14 protein-coding genes and 1 pseudogene are annotated in these 22,011 nt (G+C 72.9%); 9 read left to right on the top strand and 6 right to left on the bottom strand.

Features of this window, described 5'->3' with window-relative positions:
- Window positions 1-236 precede the first annotated feature (236 nt).
- Complete coding sequence (locus ACWV17_RS22765) at window positions 237-1,823, bottom strand: NADH-ubiquinone oxidoreductase-F iron-sulfur binding region domain-containing protein (RefSeq protein ID WP_455356412.1); 1,587 nt, start codon at window positions 1,821-1,823, stop codon at window positions 237-239.
- Entirely contained in the window at window positions 1,820-2,944 is a 1,125-nt protein-coding gene (locus tag ACWV17_RS22760) for a hypothetical protein (RefSeq protein WP_455361214.1), read from the bottom strand. The genes ACWV17_RS22765 and ACWV17_RS22760 overlap by 4 nt, the downstream gene beginning before the upstream one ends.
- Before the next feature lie 409 nt (window positions 2,945-3,353).
- Here ACWV17_RS22760 and leuS point away from each other — a divergent pair, with 409 nt between their 5' ends.
- The 5 genes and pseudogenes from leuS to ACWV17_RS22735 all read left to right on the top strand — a co-directional run.
- Window positions 3,354-6,242, top strand: coding sequence for a leucine--tRNA ligase (leuS, locus tag ACWV17_RS22755; RefSeq protein WP_455361213.1), 2,889 nt, complete (start codon window positions 3,354-3,356; stop codon window positions 6,240-6,242).
- Window positions 6,243-6,381: 139 nt separating this feature from the next.
- Complete coding sequence (locus ACWV17_RS22750; RefSeq protein ID WP_455361212.1) at window positions 6,382-7,137, top strand: hypothetical protein; 756 nt, start codon at window positions 6,382-6,384, stop codon at window positions 7,135-7,137.
- Between the two features lie 160 nt (window positions 7,138-7,297).
- Window positions 7,298-8,143 (top strand): DegV family protein, encoded by an 846-nt coding sequence (locus ACWV17_RS22745; protein WP_455361211.1) that lies wholly within the window; start codon window positions 7,298-7,300, stop codon window positions 8,141-8,143.
- A 120-nt stretch (window positions 8,144-8,263) separates the two neighbouring features.
- A complete protein-coding gene (locus ACWV17_RS22740; RefSeq protein WP_455361210.1) occupies window positions 8,264-9,229 on the top strand; it encodes a helix-hairpin-helix domain-containing protein in 966 nt (321 codons plus the stop codon).
- Window positions 9,226-12,153: pseudogene (locus ACWV17_RS22735) on the top strand (ComEC/Rec2 family competence protein); the annotation flags it as partial. The gene ACWV17_RS22740 and the pseudogene ACWV17_RS22735, both read left to right, overlap by 4 nt.
- A 508-nt stretch (window positions 12,154-12,661) precedes the next feature.
- Here the strand turns inward: ACWV17_RS22735 and ACWV17_RS22730 are convergent.
- Complete coding sequence (locus ACWV17_RS22730) at window positions 12,662-12,907, bottom strand: hypothetical protein (RefSeq protein ID WP_455356406.1); 246 nt, start codon at window positions 12,905-12,907, stop codon at window positions 12,662-12,664.
- A 97-nt stretch (window positions 12,908-13,004) separates the two neighbouring features.
- Between ACWV17_RS22730 and holA the strand changes: the two genes are divergently transcribed.
- On the top strand, window positions 13,005-13,994 hold the full coding sequence (gene holA, locus ACWV17_RS22725; RefSeq protein WP_455356405.1) for a DNA polymerase III subunit delta: 990 nt from the start codon (window positions 13,005-13,007) through the stop codon (window positions 13,992-13,994).
- A gap of 257 nt (window positions 13,995-14,251) precedes the next feature.
- On the opposite strand, the gene rpsT is transcribed toward holA, so the two are convergent.
- Window positions 14,252-14,518, bottom strand: a complete 267-nt coding sequence (rpsT, locus tag ACWV17_RS22720; RefSeq protein ID WP_455356404.1) for a 30S ribosomal protein S20 — start codon at window positions 14,516-14,518, stop codon at window positions 14,252-14,254.
- Window positions 14,519-14,719: 201 nt separating this feature from the next.
- Between rpsT and lepA the strand changes: the two genes are divergently transcribed.
- The 3 genes from lepA to hemW all read left to right on the top strand — a co-directional run bounded on the left by lepA (window position 14,720) and on the right by hemW (window position 19,992).
- Window positions 14,720-16,591, top strand: a complete 1,872-nt coding sequence (gene lepA, locus ACWV17_RS22715) for a translation elongation factor 4 (protein ID WP_455356403.1) — start codon at window positions 14,720-14,722, stop codon at window positions 16,589-16,591.
- Between the two features lie 196 nt (window positions 16,592-16,787).
- Entirely contained in the window at window positions 16,788-18,677 is a 1,890-nt protein-coding gene (locus tag ACWV17_RS22710; RefSeq protein WP_455361209.1) for an AMP-dependent synthetase/ligase, read from the top strand.
- 82 nt (window positions 18,678-18,759) lie between these two features.
- On the top strand, window positions 18,760-19,992 hold the full coding sequence (hemW, locus tag ACWV17_RS22705; protein WP_455361208.1) for a radical SAM family heme chaperone HemW: 1,233 nt from the start codon (window positions 18,760-18,762) through the stop codon (window positions 19,990-19,992).
- A gap of 319 nt (window positions 19,993-20,311) precedes the next feature.
- On the opposite strand, the gene ACWV17_RS22700 is transcribed toward hemW, so the two are convergent.
- Together ACWV17_RS22700 and ACWV17_RS22695 are read right to left on the bottom strand one after the other, a co-directional pair.
- The gene (locus tag ACWV17_RS22700) at window positions 20,312-21,148 is read right to left on the bottom strand and encodes a DUF3097 domain-containing protein (RefSeq protein ID WP_455356400.1); all 837 of its coding nucleotides are present in this window, start codon (window positions 21,146-21,148) and stop codon (window positions 20,312-20,314) included.
- Window positions 21,149-21,175: 27 nt separating this feature from the next.
- Window positions 21,176-21,931: an MBL fold metallo-hydrolase gene (locus ACWV17_RS22695; protein WP_455356399.1), complete on the bottom strand. Its 756-nt coding sequence runs from the start codon at window positions 21,929-21,931 to the stop codon at window positions 21,176-21,178.
- Window positions 21,932-22,011: the final 80 nt, after the last annotated feature.

Raw genomic sequence — 22,011 nt, 5'->3', positions numbered from 1 at the left:
GTCCCCCGACTCGTCCGAGAGTCGCGGACACGAGAAGCGGGGGGAAATGAAAAGGGGGGGCGCCTCATCTCTACTCCTTACCCCCCCCACCCCCTCTCCCTTCCCCACACCTTCCTTCTGTGGGGTTCGTTTCTCCTTATCTCCAAAAAACCCCCCCCGCCTCGTCAGAGAGTCGCGAACACGAGAAGGGGCCCACCTGGGTTGGGTTCCCCGCTTCTCGTTGCTCCGTCAATCCGTCAACCCTGGCCGCTGCCAAGGGCCTTGCGGTCGCTGCGCGGCAGCGCCGGGCGCGCGGGCCGCTCGGGCGGGGCCGCCTCGATGCGCAGGGCCAGCGCGGGGCACCGGCTCACCGCCCGCTGGGCCCGTCCCTGCAGATGCATCGGCACCGCGGCGTCCGCGAGCGCCGGGTAGCCGTCGGGGCCGAGCCGGATCAGTTCGGGGACGATGTCCGCGCACAGGCCGTGGCCCTTGCACAGCGTCCAGTCCACGGCGATCTTCTCGCCGGTGGGGATGCCCTCCTCCTCGTAACCCGGGGCGGGCAGCGGCAGTACACCCGTCGTCTCGCGTCCGCAGCCGCCGGCCAGCACATGCGCGGCCAGGTCGTCGGTGAAGGCGGACAGGGTCGACATGAAGAAGCGCACCGAGCCGTCGGGGTGCTTGCACGCGCCGCGGCCGCGGACGGCCTGCATGACCTCGCGCAGCGCCTCCAGCGCGGCCTGGCCGCCGCCGTTCAGTACGTCCGACAGCCCACCGGCGGCGGCGGGCAGGCCGAGCCGGCAGGGGCCGCACTGGCCGGCCGTCTCGGCGGCCAGCCAGTTCGCCACCCGCTGGGCCTCGCCGAGCGGGCAGGTCTCCGGGCCGATCGGCAGGATCGCGCCCGCGCCCAGCGCGCCGCCGACGGAGGAGAAGGACTCGCGGGAGATGACCGCGCCGTGCGCGGAGACCGCGTCGATCCAGTTGCCGTGGTAGCCGCCGGTCAGCACGCCCTGCGGCAGCGGCGGGGCGCCGGCCAGCTGGAGCACGTAACGCAGCGGAACGCCCGTGGGCACCTCGACGACCATCGGGCGGGCGACCGCGCCGGAGATCGTGAGCAGTACGGTGCCGGGCTCGCCCGGCAGGCCGGTGTTGCCGTACCGGTCGGTGCCGATCCGGGCGGCGACGGCGAGCTGCGCGAACGTCTCGGCGTTGGACAGCAGCGTCGGCAGCCCGCCCACACCGGACTCGGAGGCGCGCTCACGGCGGCCGGGCGGCAGCGCCGGGCCGCCGTTGACCGCGCGGATCAGGGACGAGGCCTCGCCGGAGACCATGCGCTCGGGGGTCCGTACCACCCGGGCGCGCAGCTGGTTGCCGCGCCGGGTCGGGCGGTCGGACAGTCCGCGCTCGGCCAGCGCGGCGCGGATGGACGCCTCGGTGGAGTTGCGGGTGACGCCGACGATCAGCTGCCGGGCGCCGAGCGCCTCGGCGGCGAGCAGGGCGCCGTCCAGGATCAGGTGCGGCGCCCGGTTGAGCATCACCGTGTCCTTGCGGCACGGCGGCTCGCCCTCGCTGCCGTTGACGACCACCACCGGGCGGACTCCACGGCGGATCGCGGCCTTGGCCACCGCGCGCAGCTTCTGGCCGAACGGGAAGCCGGCGCCCCCGCGGCCGCGCAGGGATATCGTCTCGGCGAGCTGGGCCAGGCGCTCCCCGGTCACCGGCTCCAGCGGGCCATGCACCTTGAGGTGCATGGAGAGATCGAGGCGCTCGACGAGGTCGAATCCGGTCGTCAGCTGGGGGAGGCCGACGACGCGGACTTCGGGCACGTCGGGGAGGGGGGCGTTCAAGGTCGTTCTCCTGCGGGTGCGTGCCAGGGTTCACCGGCCATGGGCGGCTGGAAGGGTCCCGGCAGTGGTTCGGTGTCGTCCGGAGCGCGGACGGGTGCGGGCGGGGGCGGGGACGGTGCGGGCCAGCGCCCGCCCGGCTGCGACCGTGGCGCGTAGTCGGGTGCGGGCGGAACGACCGGCAGCTCCTCGGTCATCGGGATCCGCTCCGCGAGCGGGATCTGTCCGGTGCTCTCGATCCGGGGGATCTGCCCGGTGCTCGCCGCCGCGGAGACGGCGCGGTAGGCCGCCGAGATGCCGGTGTCGGCGCCCATGGTGAGGCCGGCCGCGGGGCGCGGCGGAGCCTCGTACAGCGGGGGCATCGGCGCGGGCATCCGCTGCAACGGCGGCATCGCCGCACGCTCGGCGCGCGGTGCCATGGGCTGCGAGGGGACGGCCTGCGCCTGGGCCTCGGCCGGCGCGTTCGGTACGTTGCCGGGCTTGACCAGCGCGGTCACCCGGTCCGCCAGGCCGCGCTGGACCGGTGCCGGCAGCAGGCGTACGGCGACCGCGCCCGCGGCGGCCACCACGCAGAGCGAGTACATGACCGTCACCCAGGTCGCCGCGGGACGGCCCGCGTACAACCCGTGCGTCAGGCCGGCGCACCACGCGGGGTAGGCGAGCATGTGGAAGGCCCGCCAGCGGCCGGCGATCCTGCCCGGGGTGGCGAAGGCGCGGCGCAGCGCGCCGGTGGTGGCGGCGATGACCATGAGGTAGCCGGCCAGTGAGCCGAGGCCGATCAGGCCGGATGTGCCGGTGAAGCCCATTCCGAAGGGGATCAGTGCGCCGAGCGGCCCCACATGGTCGAGCGTCACCTTGACGGAGGCGTGCAGCAGCAGGAAGCCGAGCGAGGCGATCGCGGTGGTCCGGTGGATGCCCTGGGCCACCAGCCGGTGGCGGGGGGACAGCAGCAGCCGGTCGGTGGCGAGCAGGCCCCAGGCGACCGAGGCGGTGAGTGACACCAGGCAGAGCACGCCGGTGGTGAAGTCGAGCGCGGCGCGGAAATCGTCGCTCCCGACGACGGCTATCAGGGGGATGAGCAACGGCACCGCGATCGATATGGCGACGCGCGGACTGAAGCTCACGGCGGGTAGGGCGGGGGTCGAGCGGGTCTTGCGACGAGGGTTCATGGGTGCGACTCCGAATGCTCCGGGAAAGCGGTCCCGATTCGGCATGCTAGGTCGAGCAATACCAGCCAGTACGCGGTTTGAGCTTTTGCAGAGCACTCAAGGCGCACATGTGCTCGGGTGTTGCCCCGATAGCGTCCGTTACGCGGGGTAACCAGGGCGGATGTGGTCGCGCGACTACTCGGTGCGGCCGCTCCGGGCGCTGCGGTACCCTGACGCCATGCGTGCCGTACGCCTTCTGCTTAGCGAGCCGCGCTGATCAGTCCCGACCGGTGAACACATCCGGTCGGAATCGGCGCGGCGTCCCCTCCTGTGCGAGGGGTTTTTTCGTTTGCTGGCAGAGACGATCGATGGAGCTTTAAGGATCATGAGCGAGACGAATACCGCTGCCGCCGACGTGGCCGCAGCGCACCGCTATACGGCTGCCATGGCCGCCGACATCGAGGCACGCTGGCAGGACTTCTGGGACGCCGAGGGTACGTACGAGGCGCCCAACCCGAGCGGTGACCTGGCGGGTGACCCGCAGATCGCCGCGCGGCCCAAGAAGTTCATCATGGACATGTTCCCGTACCCCTCGGGTGCGGGACTGCACGTCGGCCACCCGCTGGGCTACATCGCCACCGACGTCTTCGCCCGCCACCAGCGCATGACCGGCCACAACGTCCTGCACACCCTGGGCTTCGACGCGTTCGGCCTGCCCGCCGAGCAGTACGCCGTCCAGACCGGTACGCACCCGCGGGTGTCCACCGAGGCCAACATCGAGAACATGAAGGTCCAGCTGCGCCGGCTGGGCCTGGGCCACGACAAGCGCCGGTCCTTCGCGACGATCGACCCGGACTACTACAAGTGGACCCAGTGGATCTTCGTGCAGATCTTCAACTCCTGGTACGACGAGGAGGCGAAGCGCGCGCGGCCGATCGACGCACTGGTGGCGCAGTTCGAGAGCGGCGAGCGCGCCCTCCCCGGGGGGCGCGCGTGGAGCGGGCTGAGCGCCCTGGAGCGCGCCGACATCCTGGGCGAGTACCGGCTGGCGTACGCCTCCGACGCGCCGGTCAACTGGTGCCCGGGGCTGGGCACCGTACTGGCCAACGAGGAGGTCACCGCGGACGGCCGCTCCGAGCGCGGCAACTTCCCGGTCTTCAAGGCCAAGCTGCGCCAGTGGAACATGCGCATCACCGCCTACGCGGACCGGCTGCTGGACGACCTGGACGCACTGGACTGGCCCGAGGCGATCAAGCTGCAGCAGCGCAACTGGATCGGGCGGAGCGAGGGAGCGCGCGTCCACTTCTCCGTCGACGGCCGTGATGGCCGTGACGGCGGCGACGCTGGGGGTGGCGAGCGGGTCACGGTCTTCACCACGCGGCCCGACACCCTGTTCGGCGCCACCTACATGGTGCTGGCGCCCGAGCACGGCCTGATCGACTCCATCGTCCCGGCCGAGTGGCCGCAGGGCACCAACGAGGCCTGGACGGGCGGCGCCGCCACCCCTGCCGAGGCCGTCGCCGCGTACCGCAAGCAGGCCCAGACCAAGAGCGACGTCGAGCGGCAGACCGAGCACAAGGACAAGACCGGTGTCTTCACCGGCGCCCACGCCCTGAACCCGGTCACCGGCGAGCGGATCCCGGTCTTCGTCGCCGACTACGTACTGATGGGCTACGGCACCGGCGCCATCATGGCCGTCCCCGGACAGGACGAGCGCGACTGGGAGTTCGCGGAGGCCTTCGGGCTGCCCATCATCCGTACGGTCCAGCCGCCGGAGGGCTGGGAGGGTGAGGCCTTCACCGGCCAGGGCCCCGCGATCAACTCCGCCAACGACGAGATCTCGCTGAACGGTCTGGGTGTCGCCGAGGCCAAGGCGAAGATCACCGAATGGCTGGTCAGGCGCGGCATCGGCGAAGGCACCATCAACTTCCGGCTGCGCGACTGGCTGTTCAGCCGCCAGCGCTACTGGGGCGAGCCCTTCCCGATCGTCTACGACGAGGACGGCGTCGCGCACGCGCTGCCCGAGTCGATGCTGCCGCTGGAACTGCCGGAGGTCGACGACTACTCGCCGCGCACCTTCGACGCGGACGACGCCGACACCTCTCCGGAGACCCCGTTGTCCCGCAAGGACGACTGGGTCCGTGTGGAGCTGGACCTGGGCGACGGCGCCGGCCCGCGCCGCTACCGCCGCGAGACCAACACCATGCCGAACTGGGCCGGTTCGTGCTGGTACGAGCTGCGCTACCTGGACCCGCACAACAGCGAGAAGCTGGTCGACCCGGCCATCGAGCAGTACTGGATGGGGCCGCGTGAGGGCATGCCGCACGGCGGTGTCGACCTGTACGTCGGCGGCGCCGAGCATGCCGTACTGCACCTGCTGTACGCGCGGTTCTGGTCCAAGGTGCTGTTCGACCTGGGACACATCTCGTCCCCCGAGCCGTTCCACAAGCTGTACAACCAGGGCATGATCCAGGCGTACGTGTACCGGGACGCCCGCGGTTTCCCGGTGGCGGCCACCGAGGTCGAGGAGCGGGACGGGAAGTACTTCTTCGAGGGCGAGCCGGTCAAGCGCGAGCTGGGCAAGATGGGCAAGTCCCTGAAGAACGCGGTCACTCCGGACGAGATCTGCTCGGAGTACGGCGCGGACACGCTGCGGCTGTACGAGATGGCGATGGGCCCGCTGGACGTCTCACGGCCGTGGGACACCCGGGCCGTCGTCGGCCAGTACCGGCTGCTGCAGCGGCTGTGGCGCAATGTCGTCGACGAGACGACCGGCGAGGTCACTGTCGTGGACGCGGAGCCGGACGAGGACACCCTGCGGGCGCTGCACAAGGCGATCGACGGGGCCGGGCAGGACATGGCCGGGCTGCGCTTCAACACAGCCATCGCCAAGATCACCGAGCTGAACAACCACCTGACGAAGGCGGGCGGCCCGCTCTCGCGCGGCGTCGCGGAGCAGCTGGTGCGGCTGATCGCCCCGCTGGCGCCGCACATCGCCGAGGAGCTGTGGCACAAGCTGGGCCACCCGGACTCGGTGGTGCACCAGGACTTCCCGGTGGCCGACCCGGCGTATGTGGTGGACGAGACCGTGACCTGTGTCGTACAGGTCAAGGGCAAGGTCAGGGCGCGGCTGGAGGTGTCTCCGGGCATCGGCGACGACGAGCTGGAGCGGCTGGCGGTGTCCGACGAGGCGGTGGTCGCGGCGCTGGGCGGGGCCGGGATCCGCAAGGTGATCGTGCGGGCGCCGAAGCTGGTCAACATCGTTCCGGCGTAGGTTTCCGCTCGCTCCGGCGTAGGTTTCCCGCTGCATAGGTGCTTTCCCCTACGGGCAGGTTGGGGGTTCCGAGGGAACCCCCGGCCTGCCCGTTCCGTTTACGGTGGAGGGGACGGAAACCGCAATCGAAGGGGCGCTCATGGAAGCCGCCGTAATCCTCATCCTGACGCTGCTCTTCGTAGCCTTCGTCGGCCTGGGGGTGTACGTGAGCGTCAAGGCGGTCGGGGCCGCCAAGCGCGGCGTGGACCGGACGATCGGCCAGGCGCGCCGTACGGTCGAGGACACGACCCTGCGGGCGAAGAGCTTCGGGCAGGGCGGACTGGCGGGCGAGTTCGCCCAGCTGCGGCTTTCGCTGCGTACGTCGATGAGGTCCACCCAGACCGCCCTGAACGAGGGCGTGCGGCAGGACGCCTCGCTGAAGGAGTCGATCGGGCTCTTCGAGCGGCTCAGCGCGCACGGGCACGAACTGGACGACGAGCTCAGGCACCTGGAGCGGGAGCAGGACCGGGCGCGGGTGGCCGAGCGGATGCCGGACCTGCGTGAGCGCACGGAGCGGATCACGCATGCGGCGGACTCGCTGCGGTGGGCCGCGCGGGACCGGGCGCGGCAGTTCGCGGACGACGACCTGACGACGCTCAGCGCGCAGATCGAGGTGGAGTCGGGGGCGCTGCGGGACTGGTCGAAGGACTCCTGGCCGGAGCCGTCACCCACGGCGGCGGCGCCGGGGACCGGGGCGGGGACCGGGGCTGGGACCGGCTCCGGGGCGGCAACGGCGGGCGGGGCGGCTCCCGTTACGCCGACCCTGGCCGAGCCCCAGGCGCTCACGGGACCGGACCCGCTGCGGCAGACCGAGTACCCGTGGCAGAAGACTGCCCGTCCGGAGAGCACGACGTGAGCGCCCCCGCCCGCCCGTGTCCGAGCTTCTTCCCGGCCCACCACCGTCCGAGCCCGCCCGAGCCGGTGCGTCGCTCTTCCTGACCCTTCCGGAGCGTTACTGATCGGTTGGGGTGGGGCCGCACTGCCGTCCGGCCGTTGTGGCGGGTAACCTCCCGCTCATGTCCCGCCATGTCGCGATCGTCACCGATTCCACGGCCTACCTGCCGCCGCAGGCGATGGAGCGGCACGGCATCACCTCCGTACCGCTGACGGTCGTACTCGGCGGTGAGGCCCTCGAAGAGGGCACCGAGATCTCCGCCCGCTCACTGGCCCTGGCCCTGCAGAAGCGCCGGTCCGTGACCACGTCGCGGCCGAGCCCCGAAGTCTTCGTACAGGCCTACCGGGCGGCGGCCGAGGCCGGCGCGACCGGCATCGTCTCGCTGCATCTGTCGGCCGAGCTGTCCGGCACCTACGACGCCGCGGTGCTGGCCGCCCGCACCGCGCCCGTGCCGGTGCGCGTCGTCGACACGGGCATGATCGCGATGGCGCTGGGCTTCTGCGCGCTGGCGGCGGCGGAGACGGCGGAATCCGGCGGCACGGTCGACGAGGCGGTGGCCGCCGCGGAGAAGCGGGCCGCGGGTACGTCCGCGTACTTCTACGTGGACACCCTGGACTACCTGCGGCGCGGCGGCCGCATCGGCGCCGCGCAGGCGCTGCTGGGGTCCGCGCTGGCGGTCAAACCGCTGCTGCAACTGGACGGCGGCCGGATCGAGATGCTGGAGAAGGTGCGCACGGCGTCGAAGGCGATCGCCCGGCTGGAGGAGATCGCGGTCGAGCGGGCGGGGGCGAGCGGCGTGGACATCGCGGTCCACCATCTGGCGGCGCCCGAGCGTGCGGAGCGGCTGTCGGCACGGCTGCGTGAGCGTGTGCCGGGCCTGGTCGACCTGCATGTGAGCGAGGTAGGCGCGGTGATCGGGGCGCACACCGGCCCCGGACTGCTGGGGGCCGTGATCTCGCCGCGCTGACGGCGGGTGGTGCGGTGATGCCACTCGTGAGGGTGACCCAGTTGTCCCCAACGGCGTGGTTATCCACCGGAATTGGGGCTGCTCAGCGGGATCGGATGGAGATGTCTACCGTCTCGTGACATGGCTCTCCGATCACACACAGCAACCAGTGGCCCGGGCCGTGCCCCCGCTTCGGACGGCCGCGCCCGCCACCGTCGCCGACTGCGGCGCCGGCACACCATCGAGGCCGCGGCGGCCGCCCGCCGGCGCGCGGAGGTGTTGCTGGCCCCGGGGAGCAGCCGGCCACCGCCCGCCGGGCCCACGGCGCCCGCCCAGGTACCGGTGGGCGCGCTGCACGCGGCCGGGGTGTCGCGGGGCACGCGCGCCGCTCCGGTGGCGGGGGTGGCGGCGGCGCCCGACGTGCGGCGCGTGGCCGGGCGGCGGGCGCGGGTGCGGCTGGCTGTGCGGGAGCGGGTACCGCTGTGGATGCAGACCCGGTGCGGCCTCGAACCGAGGACCCTCGCCGCGCTGGCCGTCGTCCTGGTGGCGGCCGCGGTCTTCGCCGCCCAGCACTTCTGGGTGGGGCGGCCCGAACCGGTACGGGCTCCCGAGCGCGTGGCGGCGGGGCCGGCGGCGCTCGGGTCGCGGCCCTCGCCGTCGCCGGGGGCGGCGCCGTCCCCGCCGGCCGGGCGCATCGTCGTCGATGTGAGCGGCAAGGTCCGGTCGCCGGGCATCCAGCGGCTGCCGGCCGGGTCCCGGGTCGCCGACGCGCTGCGGGCCGCCGGGGGCGTCCGGGCCGGCACGGACATGACGGGGCTCAACCGGGCGCGGGTACTCAACGACGGCGAGCAGGTGGTGGTCGGCGGACCGCAGCCCCCATCGGCCGTGCCACCGGGAGGCGGGGCGCCTGCTGCAGGGCCGGTCAGCCTCAACTCGGCCACGATCGAGCAGCTCGACACGCTGCCCGGCGTCGGTCCCGTGCTGGCCCAGCACATCATCGACTACCGCACCGAGCACGGCGGCTTCCGCTCGGTCGAGGAACTCCGGCAGGTGGACGGAATCGGCGACGGCCGGTTCGCGGACCTCCACAAGCTGGTACAGCCATGACGGACCACCCGAACCGACCCGCGGGCGGGGACGCGGGCGACGTAGCAGGCCGAAGCACTGACGGCGCCGTAAACCGCTCCCCGGGCCCGGTCCCGGGCGGGACTCCGGTGCGGGGCGTGAGCGCGGTCCCGGACCGGGTCCCGGGCAGGCCCGCGAACCGGGCCGCCGCTGGGAGCCGGGCTGCGGGCAGGGGGTCGGGCGGGACTCCGGGGCGGGACGCGAGTGCGGTCCCGGACCGGGTTCCGGGCGGGACCGCGAACCCGGCCGCCGCCGGGAGCCGGGCCGCGGGCAGGGCCGCAGGTCGGGCGCAGAGCGGGACTCCGGAGTGGGACGCGAGTGCGGTCCCGGACCGGGTTCCGGGCGGGACCGCGAACCCGGCCGCCGCCGGGAGCCGGGCCGCGGGCAGGGCCGCAGGTCGGGCGCAGAGCGGGACGGCGAGCCGGTACGCGAGTCCGGTCTGGGCCCCGGTCCCGGCCCCGGGCGGGGCGGCGGGGCGGGGTGGGAGCCGCGTTCGGCGGCGTCCGGCCGTGCACGATGCGTCCGGACACCGGCTGGGCGCTTCCCATCCCCGCCAGGACGGCCCCGTCGACCTCCGCCTGGTCCCCCCGGCCCTGGGCGCGTGGTCCGCGGCGGCCCTGGCAGCGGGCGCCCCCGTCCACTGGACGGCAACGGCAGTACTCATCTGCCTCACGACAGCGGCCTTGCTCCTCCTGCGTGGCCGATGGTCGCCAGGCAGGGTCCGCACGGCTCGCGAGGGCAGCGGACCTGTGCCCGCGGCCACCGTTCGGTCCTCAGCAACCAGCCGGCCGGGCCGCCCGCCGGAAGCCCGCCCCGCACCGCGGCCGGTGGCGGCCTCCGGTGGCGGTGCGGCTCGGGCGGGCCACCGGGATCGGAGGGTGCGCGGCCCTGGGGCCGGCGAGCGGTTCTCGGTGCGCGGCGGCGGGCAACCGCCCGGCGGCGGGCGGCGGTTGAATGCCACCGCCGTCGCCGCGGTCCTGCTGTGCGCCGCGGCCGCCGCCACCGCCGCGGCCCTGCACACCGCGGACCTGCGCCGGGGCCCCGTCCCCCGCCTCGCGGACCAGCACGCGCGGGTGGTGGCCGAGCTGACCGTCACCTCCGACGCGCGCCCCATCCGGCCCCGTACCCCGGGAGACGGCGGCGCCCGCGCGGCCGTCGTCCTCGACGCCGAAGTCACGCGTATCACCGCGCCGGACGGCACGGTCACCGCCACCCGCACGCCCGTCCTGGTGATCGCGGACGCGCCGGCCTGGCGGCGGTTGCTGCCGTCCACCGGGCTGCGGCTGGCGGCGCGGCTCGTGCCTCCCCTCTCCGCCCGCGACCGGATCGCGGCCGTGCTGCGGGCTCCGTCGGGCGTGGCGCCCGACATCGTCTCGCCGCCGACCACCCTCCACCGCACGGCCGGTGATCTGCGGGCAGGGCTGCGGGAGGCCACCGACGGACTCGCCCCCGATGCCCGGGCGTTGCTGCCGGGGCTCGTCGTCGGAGACACCTCCCGCGTCCCGCCCGACCTTCAGGAGGCTTTCAAAGCCACCGACCTGGTGCACCTCCTCGCTGTCTCAGGTTCCAACCTCACCATCGTGCTCGTCCTGCTCATCGGGCCGCCCGGTACCGCGCTGCGGGCCGAGCGACGAGGGCTCGCACCGCTCCTGGGTATCTCCCTGCGTACCACCGCGCTCTGCGGCGGCGCCCTGACCCTGGCGTTCGTCGTGGTCTGCAGGCCGGAGCCGAGTGTGGTGCGGGCCGCCGCCTGCGGGGCGATCACGCTGCTCGCCATCGGCACCGGCCGCCGCAGATCACTGATCCCCGCCCTGGCCGGCGCCGTCCTGCTGCTGGTTCTCTACGACCCCTGGCTGGCGCGCAGTTACGGCTTTCTGCTCTCCGTACTGGCCACCGGCGCCCTGCTCACCCTCGCCCCCCGCTGGAGCGCCGCACTCCAGCGACGCGGGATGCCGCCGAGGGCAGCCGAGGTGGTGGCCGCGGCGGCGGCCGCCCAGGCGGTGTGCGCGCCGGTCGTCGTCGTGCTCGCGGCCCGGGTGAGCCTGGTCGCCATCCCCTGCAACCTGCTCGCCGAACTGGCCGCGGGCCCCGCGACGGTACTGGGATTCGCCGCGCTGGCGGCCGCCCCGGTGGCGATGCCCGTCGCCGAGGCCCTGGCCTGGTGCGCCGGCTGGCCGGCCGGATGGATCGCGAAGGTCGCCCGTACCGGGGCGGCGCTGCCCGGCGCGGAGGCGCAGTGGCCCGGCGGCTGGCAGGGCGGGCTGCTGCTCGCCGCCGTGACCGTCGTCGCTGTCCTGGTGGCGAGATGGCTGCCGCGCAGCCGTTGGCTCTGCGCCGCGGGCGCACTGCTGCTCGTCCTCGCGGTGCTGCGGCCCCCGCCGCTCACCCGGGTGATCACCGGCTGGCCGCCGCCCGGCTGGCGGTTCGCGATGTGCGACGTCGGGCAGGGGGACGCGTCGGTGCTCGCGGCGGGGGACGGGACCGGCGTGGTGGTCGACGCTGGGCCGGACCCGGCCCTCGTAGACCGCTGTCTGCGAGATCTGGGCATCACCCGCGTCCCGCTGCTGCTGCTCACGCACTTCCACGCCGACCATGTGGCAGGACTGCCCGGCGTGCTGCGCGGCCGCGGCGTCGGCGCCATCCAGACGACCGTGCGGGACGATCCACCCGAGCAGGCCGCGTTCGTCCGCAGGATCGCGGCCGCCGCCGGTGTCCCCGTCATCCGCGCGGGCCCGGGGGAGCGGCGGCGGGCCGGGCCGCTCGACTGGCAGGTGCTGTGGCCGCCGGCCGCGCCCGAGCCGGTGCCCGAGGGGGCGAACGACAGCAGTGTCACGCTCCTGGTCCGGACCGAGGGGCTGACCCTGCTGCTCCTGGGCGACCTCGAACCACCCGCGCAGCAGGCCCTGCTACGGGCGCACCCGGCGCTGCCGGCGGTGGACGTACTCAAGGTTGCCCACCATGGCTCGGCCCATCAGGAGCCGGGGTTGCTGCGGCGGGCCCGGCCCCGGCTGGCGCTGATCCCGGTCGGCGGCGACAACACGTACGGCCATCCCTCACCCCGTACGGTCGCCGCACTGCGCGCCCAGGGGGCCGCGGTACTGCGCACGGACACCGACGGGGCGATCGCGGTGACGGGGGCGGGCCCGGGTCTGCGGGCGCTGACCTCGGGCCGCCGGACCAGTCCAGCCACGCGCCGTCGCCCATCAACTCCCGCCCGGCCGGCTCGTTCTCCCAGGGCGCCTGGTCGCGGGGATCCCGGCCTAGGTTCGCCGAGAAGGCGTCGGCGGCCTCGGCGGGCAGCTCCTGGTCGGTCCCGGCTGCGCGGCGGCGAGTGGGTCGTCGGGCCGGGCACGCGGCGACGCCCGGACTCCACCCGCTTCGGGCGCTGGTACCAGGACCGAACGATCACGGACGTCACGGTGCCTCGAGCCAGCCCTCGTACTCCGCGGCGAACGCGTCCAGCGCGCCGGAGTCGAGCCGGCGCGCCGGGTCCTCCACCACGACCAGCCACTGCGCGTCCTCGGCGTCGTCCTCACCGGCCAGTGCGTCGCGCACGAGCTGAGGCTGTTCGGTGACCCCGAAGCGGCCGGCCAGCTCCTCGGCGACCTCCTCGGCGGCGTCGCGGTCGGGCAGCACCAGGACATGTCTCGCGTCATTCACCGGACCATTCTCCGGTACGAGAAGGAGAGCCCCGAGGCGGCCCGGGGCGCCCGGGCCGCCCGGGGACTGTCAGTGCGGCGTGGGATGCTGGTCCGCGATGGCCACCAGGAAGAACTCCACCGACGATCCGCTCGCCCCCCTCACTCTCGCCGTGGGGCAGGAGGACCTGCTGCTGGACCGCGCCGTCCAGCAGGTGGTCGCGGCAGCCCGGGCGACGGACGCGGACACCGATGTGCGCGACCTCACCCCCGACCAGCTGCGACCCGGCACCCTGGCCGAGCTGACCAGCCCGTCGCTCTTCGCGGAGCGCAAGGTCGTGGTCGTGCGGAACGCGCAGGACCTCACCGCCGACACGGTCAAGGACGTGAAGTCCTACCTCGACGCGCCCGCCGAGGAGATCACGCTCGTCCTGCTGCACGCCGGCGGTGCCAAGGGGAAGGGCGTGCTGGACGCTGCCCGCAAGGCGGGGGCGCGCGAGGTCGCCTGCCCCAAGATGACCAAGCCTGCGGACCGGCTGGCGTTCGTACGGTCGGAGTTCCGCGCGCTCGGAAGGTCCGCGACGCCCGAGGCGGGCCAGGCGCTGGTGGACGCGATCGGTAGCGATCTGCGCGAGCTGGCGAGTGCGGTCAGCCAGTTGGTGGCGGACGTCGAGGGCACGATCGACGAGGCCGTCGTCGGCCGCTACTACACGGGCCGGGCCGAGGCATCCAGCTTCACCGTGGCCGACCGGGCGGTCGAGGGCCGGGCGGCGGAGGCGCTGGAGGCGCTGCGCTGGTCGCTGGCCACCGGAGTGGCCCCGGTTCTGATCACCAGCGCGCTGGCGCAGGGCGTACGGGCCATCGGCAAGCTCGCGTCGGCGCCGCGCGGCGCGCGTCCTGGGGACCTCGCCCGGGACCTGGGCATGCCGCCGTGGAAGATCGACCGGGTCCGGCAGCAGATGCGCGGCTGGTCGGCTGACGGGGTGGCGGCGGCGCTGGCGGCTGTGGCCGAGGCGGACGCGGGAGTGAAGGGCGGGGGAGACGACCCGGAGTACGCCCTGGAGAAGGCGGTAGTGGCAGTAGCCAGGGCAGCCCGCCCCCACCGCTAGCGCCCCCACCGCTAGCGCCCCCGCCGTCAGCGCGCCCGGCCTTCCGCCGCCAGCACGCCCCGGCCATGGCGAAGGCCCCGTCTCCGGTCCTGGGGAAGGACGGAGAGCGGGGCCTTCGGCTTCACGCTCGGTGTGCCGCACCCGCGTGGCGAACGCAGGCCGTGTGCGGCACGGGGTGTCGTTCCGGAGCGGTAGAGGGGCCGCTGGGTCCGGGCGGACGGGGGTGGGGCTCAAGGAGCCCCGTCGATCACAGTCGGTCAGGCAGCGAGGCCGGCGACGCGCTTGGCGATGGCCGACTTCTTGTTGGCAGCGGCGTTCTTGTGGATGACGCCCTTGCTGACAGCCTTGTCGAGCTTCTGCGAGGCTTCGCGAGCGGCCACAGTGGCCTTCTCGACGTCGCCCGCGGCAGCGGCCTCACGGGCCTTGCGGATCGCGGTCTTGAGCGAGGACTTGACGGCCTTGTTGCGCAGGCGCGCCTTCTCGTTCGTCTTGTTCCGCTTGATCTGGGACTTGATGTTCGCCACGAAAGAGCCTTCTCAGGTTCGTTGGATTTCGATGAGTACCTCGCACTGAGAGGGCACGAGGCACAGCTGCCCACGGTACCAGCAGCCCCACTACCGGCCCAAACCGGGTTCAGGGCCCCAGCCATGGGACCATGGAACCTACGTATCGATCCGACATCGCCCGAGACGAGACGCCCGGCGTCTCAAGAATCAGGACCCTGCGTGCCCGCGACTCCTACCCACGTGCCCGAGCCGAGCCGTACCGACCCGGCGCTGATCCGCAACTTCTGCATCATCGCGCACATCGACCACGGCAAGTCGACGCTTGCCGACCGGATGCTTCAGCTGACCGGTGTGGTCGACCAGCGGCAGATGCGTGCTCAGTACCTCGACCGTATGGACATCGAGCGCGAGCGCGGCATCACGATCAAGTCCCAGGCGGTACGCCTGCCCTGGGCGCCGACCGAGGGCGAGGGTGCGGGCCGGACCCACATCCTCAACATGATCGACACCCCGGGCCACGTGGACTTCACGTACGAGGTGTCCCGTTCGCTCGCGGCCTGCGAGGGCACGGTCCTGCTGGTCGACGCCGCCCAGGGCATCGAGGCGCAGACCCTCGCCAATCTCTACCTGGCGATGGAGAACGACCTCACCATCGTCCCGGTGCTGAACAAGATCGACCTGCCGGCCGCGCAGCCCGAGAAGTTCTCCGAGGAGCTGGCGAACCTCATCGGCTGCGACCCGGACGACGTGCTCAAGGTCTCCGCCAAGACCGGTCTCGGCGTGGATGCGCTGCTCGACCGTGTGGTCCGCGACGTTCCCGCCCCGGTCGGCGTCAAGGACGCCCCCGCCCGCGCGATGATCTTCGACTCGGTGTACGACTCCTACCGGGGTGTCGTGACGTACGTACGAGTCGTCGACGGCCAGCTCAACAAGCGCGAGCGCATCCGGATGATGTCCACCGGCGCCACCCACGAGCTGCTGGAGATCGGTGTCTCCTCCCCGGAGATGACGCCCTCCGACGGCGTCGGCGTGGGCGAGGTGGGCTACATCATCACGGGTGTGAAGGACGTCCGGCAGTCCAAGGTCGGCGACACCATCACCTCGCTCCACAAGGGCGCCACCGAGGCCCTGGGCGGCTACAAGGACCCCAAGCCCATGGTCTTCTCGGGCCTGTATCCGCTGGACGGCTCGGACTACCCCGAGCTGCGAGAGGCGCTGGACAAGCTCCAGCTCAACGACGCCGCCCTGGTGTACGAGCCGGAGACCTCCGCGGCCCTCGGCTTCGGCTTCCGGGTGGGCTTCCTCGGGCTGCTCCACCTGGACGTGATCCGTGAGCGCCTGGAGCGCGAGTTCGGTCTCGACCTGATCGCGACCGCCCCCAACGTGGTCTACCGCGTGATCATGGAAGACGGCTCGGAGCACATCGTCACCAACCCGAGCGAGTTCCCCGAGGGCAAGATCTCCGAGGTGCACGAGCCGGTCGTCAAGGCGACCGTCCTCGCTCCGAGCGAGTTCATCGGCGCCATCATGGAGCTCTGCCAGAACCGGCGCGGCTCGCTGCTCGGCATGGACTACCTCTCCGAGGACCGTGTCGAACTGCGCTACACCCTCCCGCTCGCCGAGATCGTCTTCGACTTCTTCGACCAGCTGAAGTCCAAGACCCGCGGCTACGCCTCCCTCGACTACGAGCCCACCGGCGAGCAGACCGCCGCCCTCGTCAAGGTCGACATCCTGCTGCACGGCGACAAGGTGGACGCGTTCTCCGCGGTCACGCACAAGGACAAGGCGTACGCGTACGGCGTGCGGCTCGTCGCCAAGCTGCGCGAGCTCATCCCCCGGCAGAACTTCGAGGTGCCGATCCAGGCGGCCATCGGCTCGCGGGTCATCGCCCGTGAGACGGTGCGCGCCATCCGCAAGGACGTCCTCGCCAAGTGCTACGGCGGTGACATCTCCCGTAAGCGGAAGCTGCTGGAGAAGCAGAAGGAAGGCAAGAAGCGGATGAAGATGGTCGGCAACGTGGAGGTCCCGCAGGAGGCCTTCATCGCGGTGCTGTCCACCGACGAATCCGGCGAGGCCAAGGCGAAGAAGTAGATTTCCGGCCGTTTCACGAACGGGCTCCGCGCTGCCGCGCAGGGGCCCGTTCGTTATGAAGCGGCGTCCCGCAGACTCTTACGCGACGGCCATGTGCGCTCTACTCTGATCTCGCTCGAAGGTTACTCGCCAGTTAAACAACCTGAACCAGCCAGTCGTATGCGTCGTATGCACTGTCGCGGGCCCGGAGGATTTCGTGAGCGACACCCAGACCTTGATCGAGAACCGGCCGCCCTCCGTGGCGACCCTCTTCCTCGAGCGCGTGGCGGCGACGCCCGACGCCGAGGCCTACCGCTATCCGGTGCCGGCCGCCTCCGGGCAGGGGCCCGACGACTGGAAGTCGCTGAGCTGGGGGCAGGCGGCCGAGCGCGTCTTCGCCATCGCGGCCGGCCTGATCGACCTGGGCGTCCAGCCTGAGGAGCGCGTCGCGCTCGCCTCCAACACGCGTGCCGAGTGGATCCTCGCCGACCTGGGTGTCATGTGCGCCGGCGGCGCGACCACCACGGTCTACCCCAGCACCAACGCCGAGGAGTCCGCGTACATCCTCGCGGACTCCGACAGCCGGGTACTGATCGCGGAGGACGCCGGCCAGCTCGCCAAGGCCCGTGAGAAGCGGGCCGACCTGCCCAAACTCGCCCACGTCGTCGTGATCGACCCGGCCGGCGCGGAGCCGGCCGAGGGCGACCCCGAGGGCTGGGTGCTCTCGCTCGCCGATCTGGAGGCGCGCGGCGCCACGTACCTGGCGAAGCACCCGGAAGCCGTCCGGGAGCGGGTCAAGGCCATCACCGCCGACCAGCTCGCGACCCTGATCTACACCTCGGGCACCACCGGCCGCCCCAAGGGCGTCCGGCTGCCGCACGACAACTGGTCGTACATGGCTAAGGCCATCGCGGCGACCGGCCTGGTCACCAAGGACGACGTCCAGTACCTCTGGCTGCCGCTCGCGCACGTCTTCGGCAAGGTGCTGACCTCCGGGCAGATCGAGGTCGGGCACGTCACCGCCGTCGACGGCCGGGTCGACAAGATCATCGAGAACCTCCCGGTGGTCCAGCCGACGTACATGGCGGCCGTGCCGCGCATCTTCGAGAAGGTCTACAACGGGGTCGCGGCCAAGGCGCGGGCCGCCGGTGGCGCCAAGTACAAGATCTTCCTGTGGGCCGCCGGGGTTGCCCGCGAGTACGCGAAGGTCACCCAGGACAACTTCGTCCGCACCGGAACGGCCTCCGCGCCCTTCGGGCTCACCACGAAGCACAAGGTCGCCGACGCGCTCGTCTACTCCAAGCTGCGCGACGCCTTCGGCGGCCGGCTGCGCGCCGCCGTCTCCGGCTCGGCCGCGCTCGCGCCCGACATCGGCTACTTCTTCTCCGGCGCCGGGATCCACATCCTGGAGGGCTACGGCCTGACGGAGTCCAGCGCCGCGTCGTTCGTGAACCCGGGCGAGGCGTACCGCACCGGTACGGTCGGCAAGCCGGTGCCCGGCACCGAGGTGCGGATCGCGGACGACGGCGAGATCCTGCTGCGCGGCCCCGGCATCATGGAGGGCTACCACGGGCTGCCCGAGAAGACCGCGGAAGTCCTGGAGTCCGACGGCTGGTTCCACACCGGCGACATCGGCGAGCTGTCGACCGACGGCTACCTGCGGATCACCGACCGCAAGAAGGACCTGATCAAGACGTCGGGCGGCAAGTACATCTCGCCGGCCGAGGTCGAGGGCCAGTTCAAGGCGGTGTGCCCGTTCGTCTCCAACATCCTGGTGCACGGCGCGGACCGGAACTTCTGCACGGCGCTCATCGCGCTCGACGAGGCGGCCATCCTGGGCTGGGCCGCGGACAACGGCCTGGACGGCAAGCCGTACGCCGACGTGGTGGCCACCAAGGAGGCCGAGGCGCTGATCGAGGGCTATGTGAAGCGGCTCAACGAGGGCCTGCAGCGCTGGCAGACGATCAAGAGGTTCAAGCTGCTGCCGCGTGATCTGGACATCGAGCACGGCGAGCTGACGCCCAGCCTGAAGCTGAAGCGGCCGGTCGTCGAGCGGGAGTACAAGCACCTGATCGACGAGATGTACGCGGGTACGCGCGAGGCGTAGTCCGCACCGCGGCGCGGGCGGGGCCGTACCGGCCCCGCCCCCGTGGTGCCGGGGGTGCCTGCCGGTGCTGGACAATAGGGGCATGCCTTCCGCACTGCCCGACGGTGAACCCATGCCCCACGACGGGGCGCTGCCGCGGCATGCCCTGGAGGGAGCGGGGGACCGGCCGCTCGGCTTCTACCTGCATGTGCCGTACTGCGCGACGCGCTGCGGCTACTGCGACTTCAACACATACACCGCGACCGAGCTGCGCGGCTCGGGCGGCGTCCTGGCCTCCCGTGACAACTACGCCGCCACGCTCGTCGACGAGGTCCGCCTCGCCCGGAAGGTGCTCGGCGACGACCCGCGCGAGGTACGGACGGTCTTCGTCGGGGGCGGTACGCCGACGCTGCTGGCCGCGGACGACCTCGTCACGATGCTGGCCGCGATCCGCGAGGAGTTCGGGCTCGCGGCCGACGCGGAGATCACCACCGAGGCGAACCCGGAATCGGTCGATCCGGCGTATCTGGCGCGGCTGCGGGCGGGCGGGTTCAACCGGATCTCCTTCGGCATGCAGAGCGCGAAGCAGCACGTGCTGAAGGTCCTGGACCGTACGCACACCCCCGGACGGCCGGAGGCGTGCGTCGCCGAGGCGCGGGCCGCGGGCTTCGAGCATGTGAACCTCGACCTGATCTACGGCACGCCGGGCGAGAGCGACGACGACTGGCGGGCCTCGCTGGACGCGGCGATCGGGGCGGGCCCCGACCATGTCAGCGCGTACGCGCTGATCGTGGAGGAGGGCACGCAGCTGGCGCGGCGGATCCGCCGCGGTGAGGTGCCGATGACCGACGACGACGTGCACGCCGACCGCTACCTGATCGCGGACGAGGCGCTGTCCGCGGCGGGGTACTCGTGGTACGAGGTGTCCAACTGGGCCACGTCCGACGCCGGCCGGTGCCTGCACAACGAGCTGTACTGGCGCGGGGCGGATTGGTGGGGCGCGGGTCCGGGCGCGCACAGCCATGTGGGCGGGGTGCGGTGGTGGAACGTCAAGCACCCGGGCGCGTACGCGGGGGCGCTGGCTTCGGGCCGCTCCCCGGGCGCGGGCCGCGAGATCCTTCCGGCGGAGGACCGCCGTGTGGAGCGCATCCTGCTGGAGCTGCGGCTCCGGGACGGCTGCCCGCTGTCCCTGCTGGCCCCGGCGGGGTTGGCGGCTGCGGGGCGTGCCCTGGCTTCCGGCCTGCTGGAGCCGGGCCCGTACGAGGAGGGCCGCGCGGTCCTGACCCTCCAGGGTCGCCTGCTGGCGGACGGCGTGGTCCGCGACCTGGTGGATTAGGGGGCGCCTGCCCCTGGGCGGGCCTCGCCGTCGGCGGCCGTCGGCCGGTGCGTGGTGCGCCCGCCTGCGGCGGGCTGGGTCTCCCACCCGCCCACCCGTGCAACTGGTCGTACAGGTGCGGGCCCGCCTGTGGGCGCTCCCCGCCGTCGGCGGCCGTCGGCCGGGTGGGTGGTGAGGACCCGGTTCTGGGGCATAGGCCGTGGCCGCCGCCAACAAGCCGGCCCCCCGGCCCGCCCGCCCCGTGGAGCGGGCGCGGCGGGGGCCGGGGCTTGGCCCCGGGGCCGGGAGGGGCGGGTCGGGGACGCTCACGTACCCCCCGCTACGCGTCGCCGCCGGTCGTGACGAAGTCGATCAGTTCTTCCACCCGGCCCAGCAGGGCTGGTTCCACGTCCCGGTAGCTGTGGACCGATGACAGGATCCGCTGCCACGCCGCGCCCGTGTTCTGCGGCCAGCCCAGCGCGCGGCACACGCCCGTCTTCCAGTCCTCGCCGCGCGGCACCCTCGGCCAGCCGGGGATGCTCACCGAGGACGGCTTCACCGCCTCCCACACGTCGATGTACGGGTGCCCGACCACCAGCACGTTCGCGTCCGTGACCTGTGCCGCGATGCGGGACTCCTTCGAGCCCGGGACCAGGTGGTCCACCAGCACCCCCAGCCGCGCGTCCGCCGCCGGGGCGAAATCGGCGACGATCGACGGCAGGTCGTCGATGCCCTCCAGGTACTCGACCACCACGCCCTCGATGCGCAGGTCGTCGCCCCAGACCCGTTCCACCAGCTCGGCGTCGTGCCGGCCCTCGACGTAGATACGGCCGGCCCGGGCCACCCGCGCCCGCGCCCCCGGGACCGCGATCGAGCCGGAGGCGGTGCGGGCGGGCCGACGCGTTCCGGGGGCGGCGGCCGACGGGCGTACCAGTGTGACCGTCCGGCCCTCCAGCAGGAAGCCGCCGGGCTCCATCGGGAACACCCGCTCCTTGCCGAAGCGGTCCTCCAGCGTGACCGTCGGTCCCTGCGCGGTCTTCTCGCACCGGATCACCGCCCCGCAGAAGCCCGTCGTCACCTCCTCGACCACCAGGCCGGTCTCGGCCGGAACCTCGGGGGCGGGGGCGGTCTTCTTCCACGGCGGGGTCAGGTCGGGCCCGTACTGTCGGCTGCGCATCCGACAGACAGTAGAAGAAGAGGATGGTCAGCGCGGCGACACGCCGAAACGCGCCGCCAGCACGTCCCGCTGGCCCCGCACGAAACGGGCATCCACCACCGAACCGTGCCCCGGTACGTAGAGCGCGTCCTCGCCGCCCAGGTCCAGCAGCCGGTCCAGCGCGGCCGGCCACTGTGACGGCACGGCGTCCGGGCCCGCCTGCGGCTCACCCGACTCCTCCACCAGGTCGCCGCAGAACACGATCTCCGGCGAGCCGGGGGTGTCCGCGGTGCCGGGAGTGCCCGGCACCAGCACCGCCAGGTCGTGGCCGCTGTGGCCGGGGCCGACGTTCGCGAGCAGCACCTGCACGCCGCCCAGGTCGAGCGTCCACTCGCCGCACACCGAGTGCTGCGGCCGCACCAGCAGATCGGCCGCCTCGACGGCCTCGGCGCGCGGCAGACCCTCCCGTACCGCCGTGGCGCAGATCTCCTCGCGCCCGGCGGCGGACAGTACGTGGTCCAGGCCGACCGCGCCGTACACCTCCACCCCGGCGAACGCGGCGGCCCCCAGCACATGATCGAAATGGGGGTGCGTGAGTGCGAGGTGCGTCACCCTGCGGCCGAACAGCCGCTGCGCCTGCGTACGCAGTTCCGCACCCTCGCGCAGGGACGAACCCGCGTCCACCATGAGGACCGCGTCGTCCCCCGCCACCAGGCCGATCGTGCAGTCCCACACCGGCATCCGGCGCCGTCCGACCCCCGCCGCGAGCCGGTCCCAGCCCAGCTCTTCCCAACTGACGTCCATACCGCGACGCTAGTCCAACGGCCCCCACCCGCGCCTGCTGAGCAGGGGCGTCGCACGGTAGCGTGACGGGCCGCCCTTGC

It is taken from the genome of Streptomyces mabaensis, assembly GCF_053763515.1.
Note: the sequence above shows the minus strand (reverse complement) of the source record. Positions and strands in the feature narration are given on the sequence as shown.

What these genes read in the sequence shown, in the direction of transcription:
- leuS (WP_455361213.1), top strand. Translation starts at nt 3,354, where the DNA reads ATGAGCGAGACGAATACCGCTGCCGCCGACGTGGCCGCAGCGCACCGC.
- ACWV17_RS22750 (WP_455361212.1), top strand. Translation starts at nt 6,382, where the DNA reads ATGGAAGCCGCCGTAATCCTCATCCTGACGCTGCTCTTCGTAGCCTTC.
- ACWV17_RS22745 (WP_455361211.1), top strand. Translation starts at nt 7,298, where the DNA reads ATGTCCCGCCATGTCGCGATCGTCACCGATTCCACGGCCTACCTGCCG.
- ACWV17_RS22740 (WP_455361210.1), top strand. Translation starts at nt 8,264, where the DNA reads ATGGCTCTCCGATCACACACAGCAACCAGTGGCCCGGGCCGTGCCCCC.
- holA (WP_455356405.1), top strand. Translation starts at nt 13,005, where the DNA reads ATGGCCACCAGGAAGAACTCCACCGACGATCCGCTCGCCCCCCTCACT.
- hemW (WP_455361208.1), top strand. Translation starts at nt 18,760, where the DNA reads ATGCCTTCCGCACTGCCCGACGGTGAACCCATGCCCCACGACGGGGCG.
- ACWV17_RS22700 (WP_455356400.1), bottom strand. Translation starts at nt 21,148, where the DNA reads ATGCGCAGCCGACAGTACGGGCCCGACCTGACCCCGCCGTGGAAGAAG.
- ACWV17_RS22695 (WP_455356399.1), bottom strand. Translation starts at nt 21,931, where the DNA reads ATGGACGTCAGTTGGGAAGAGCTGGGCTGGGACCGGCTCGCGGCGGGG.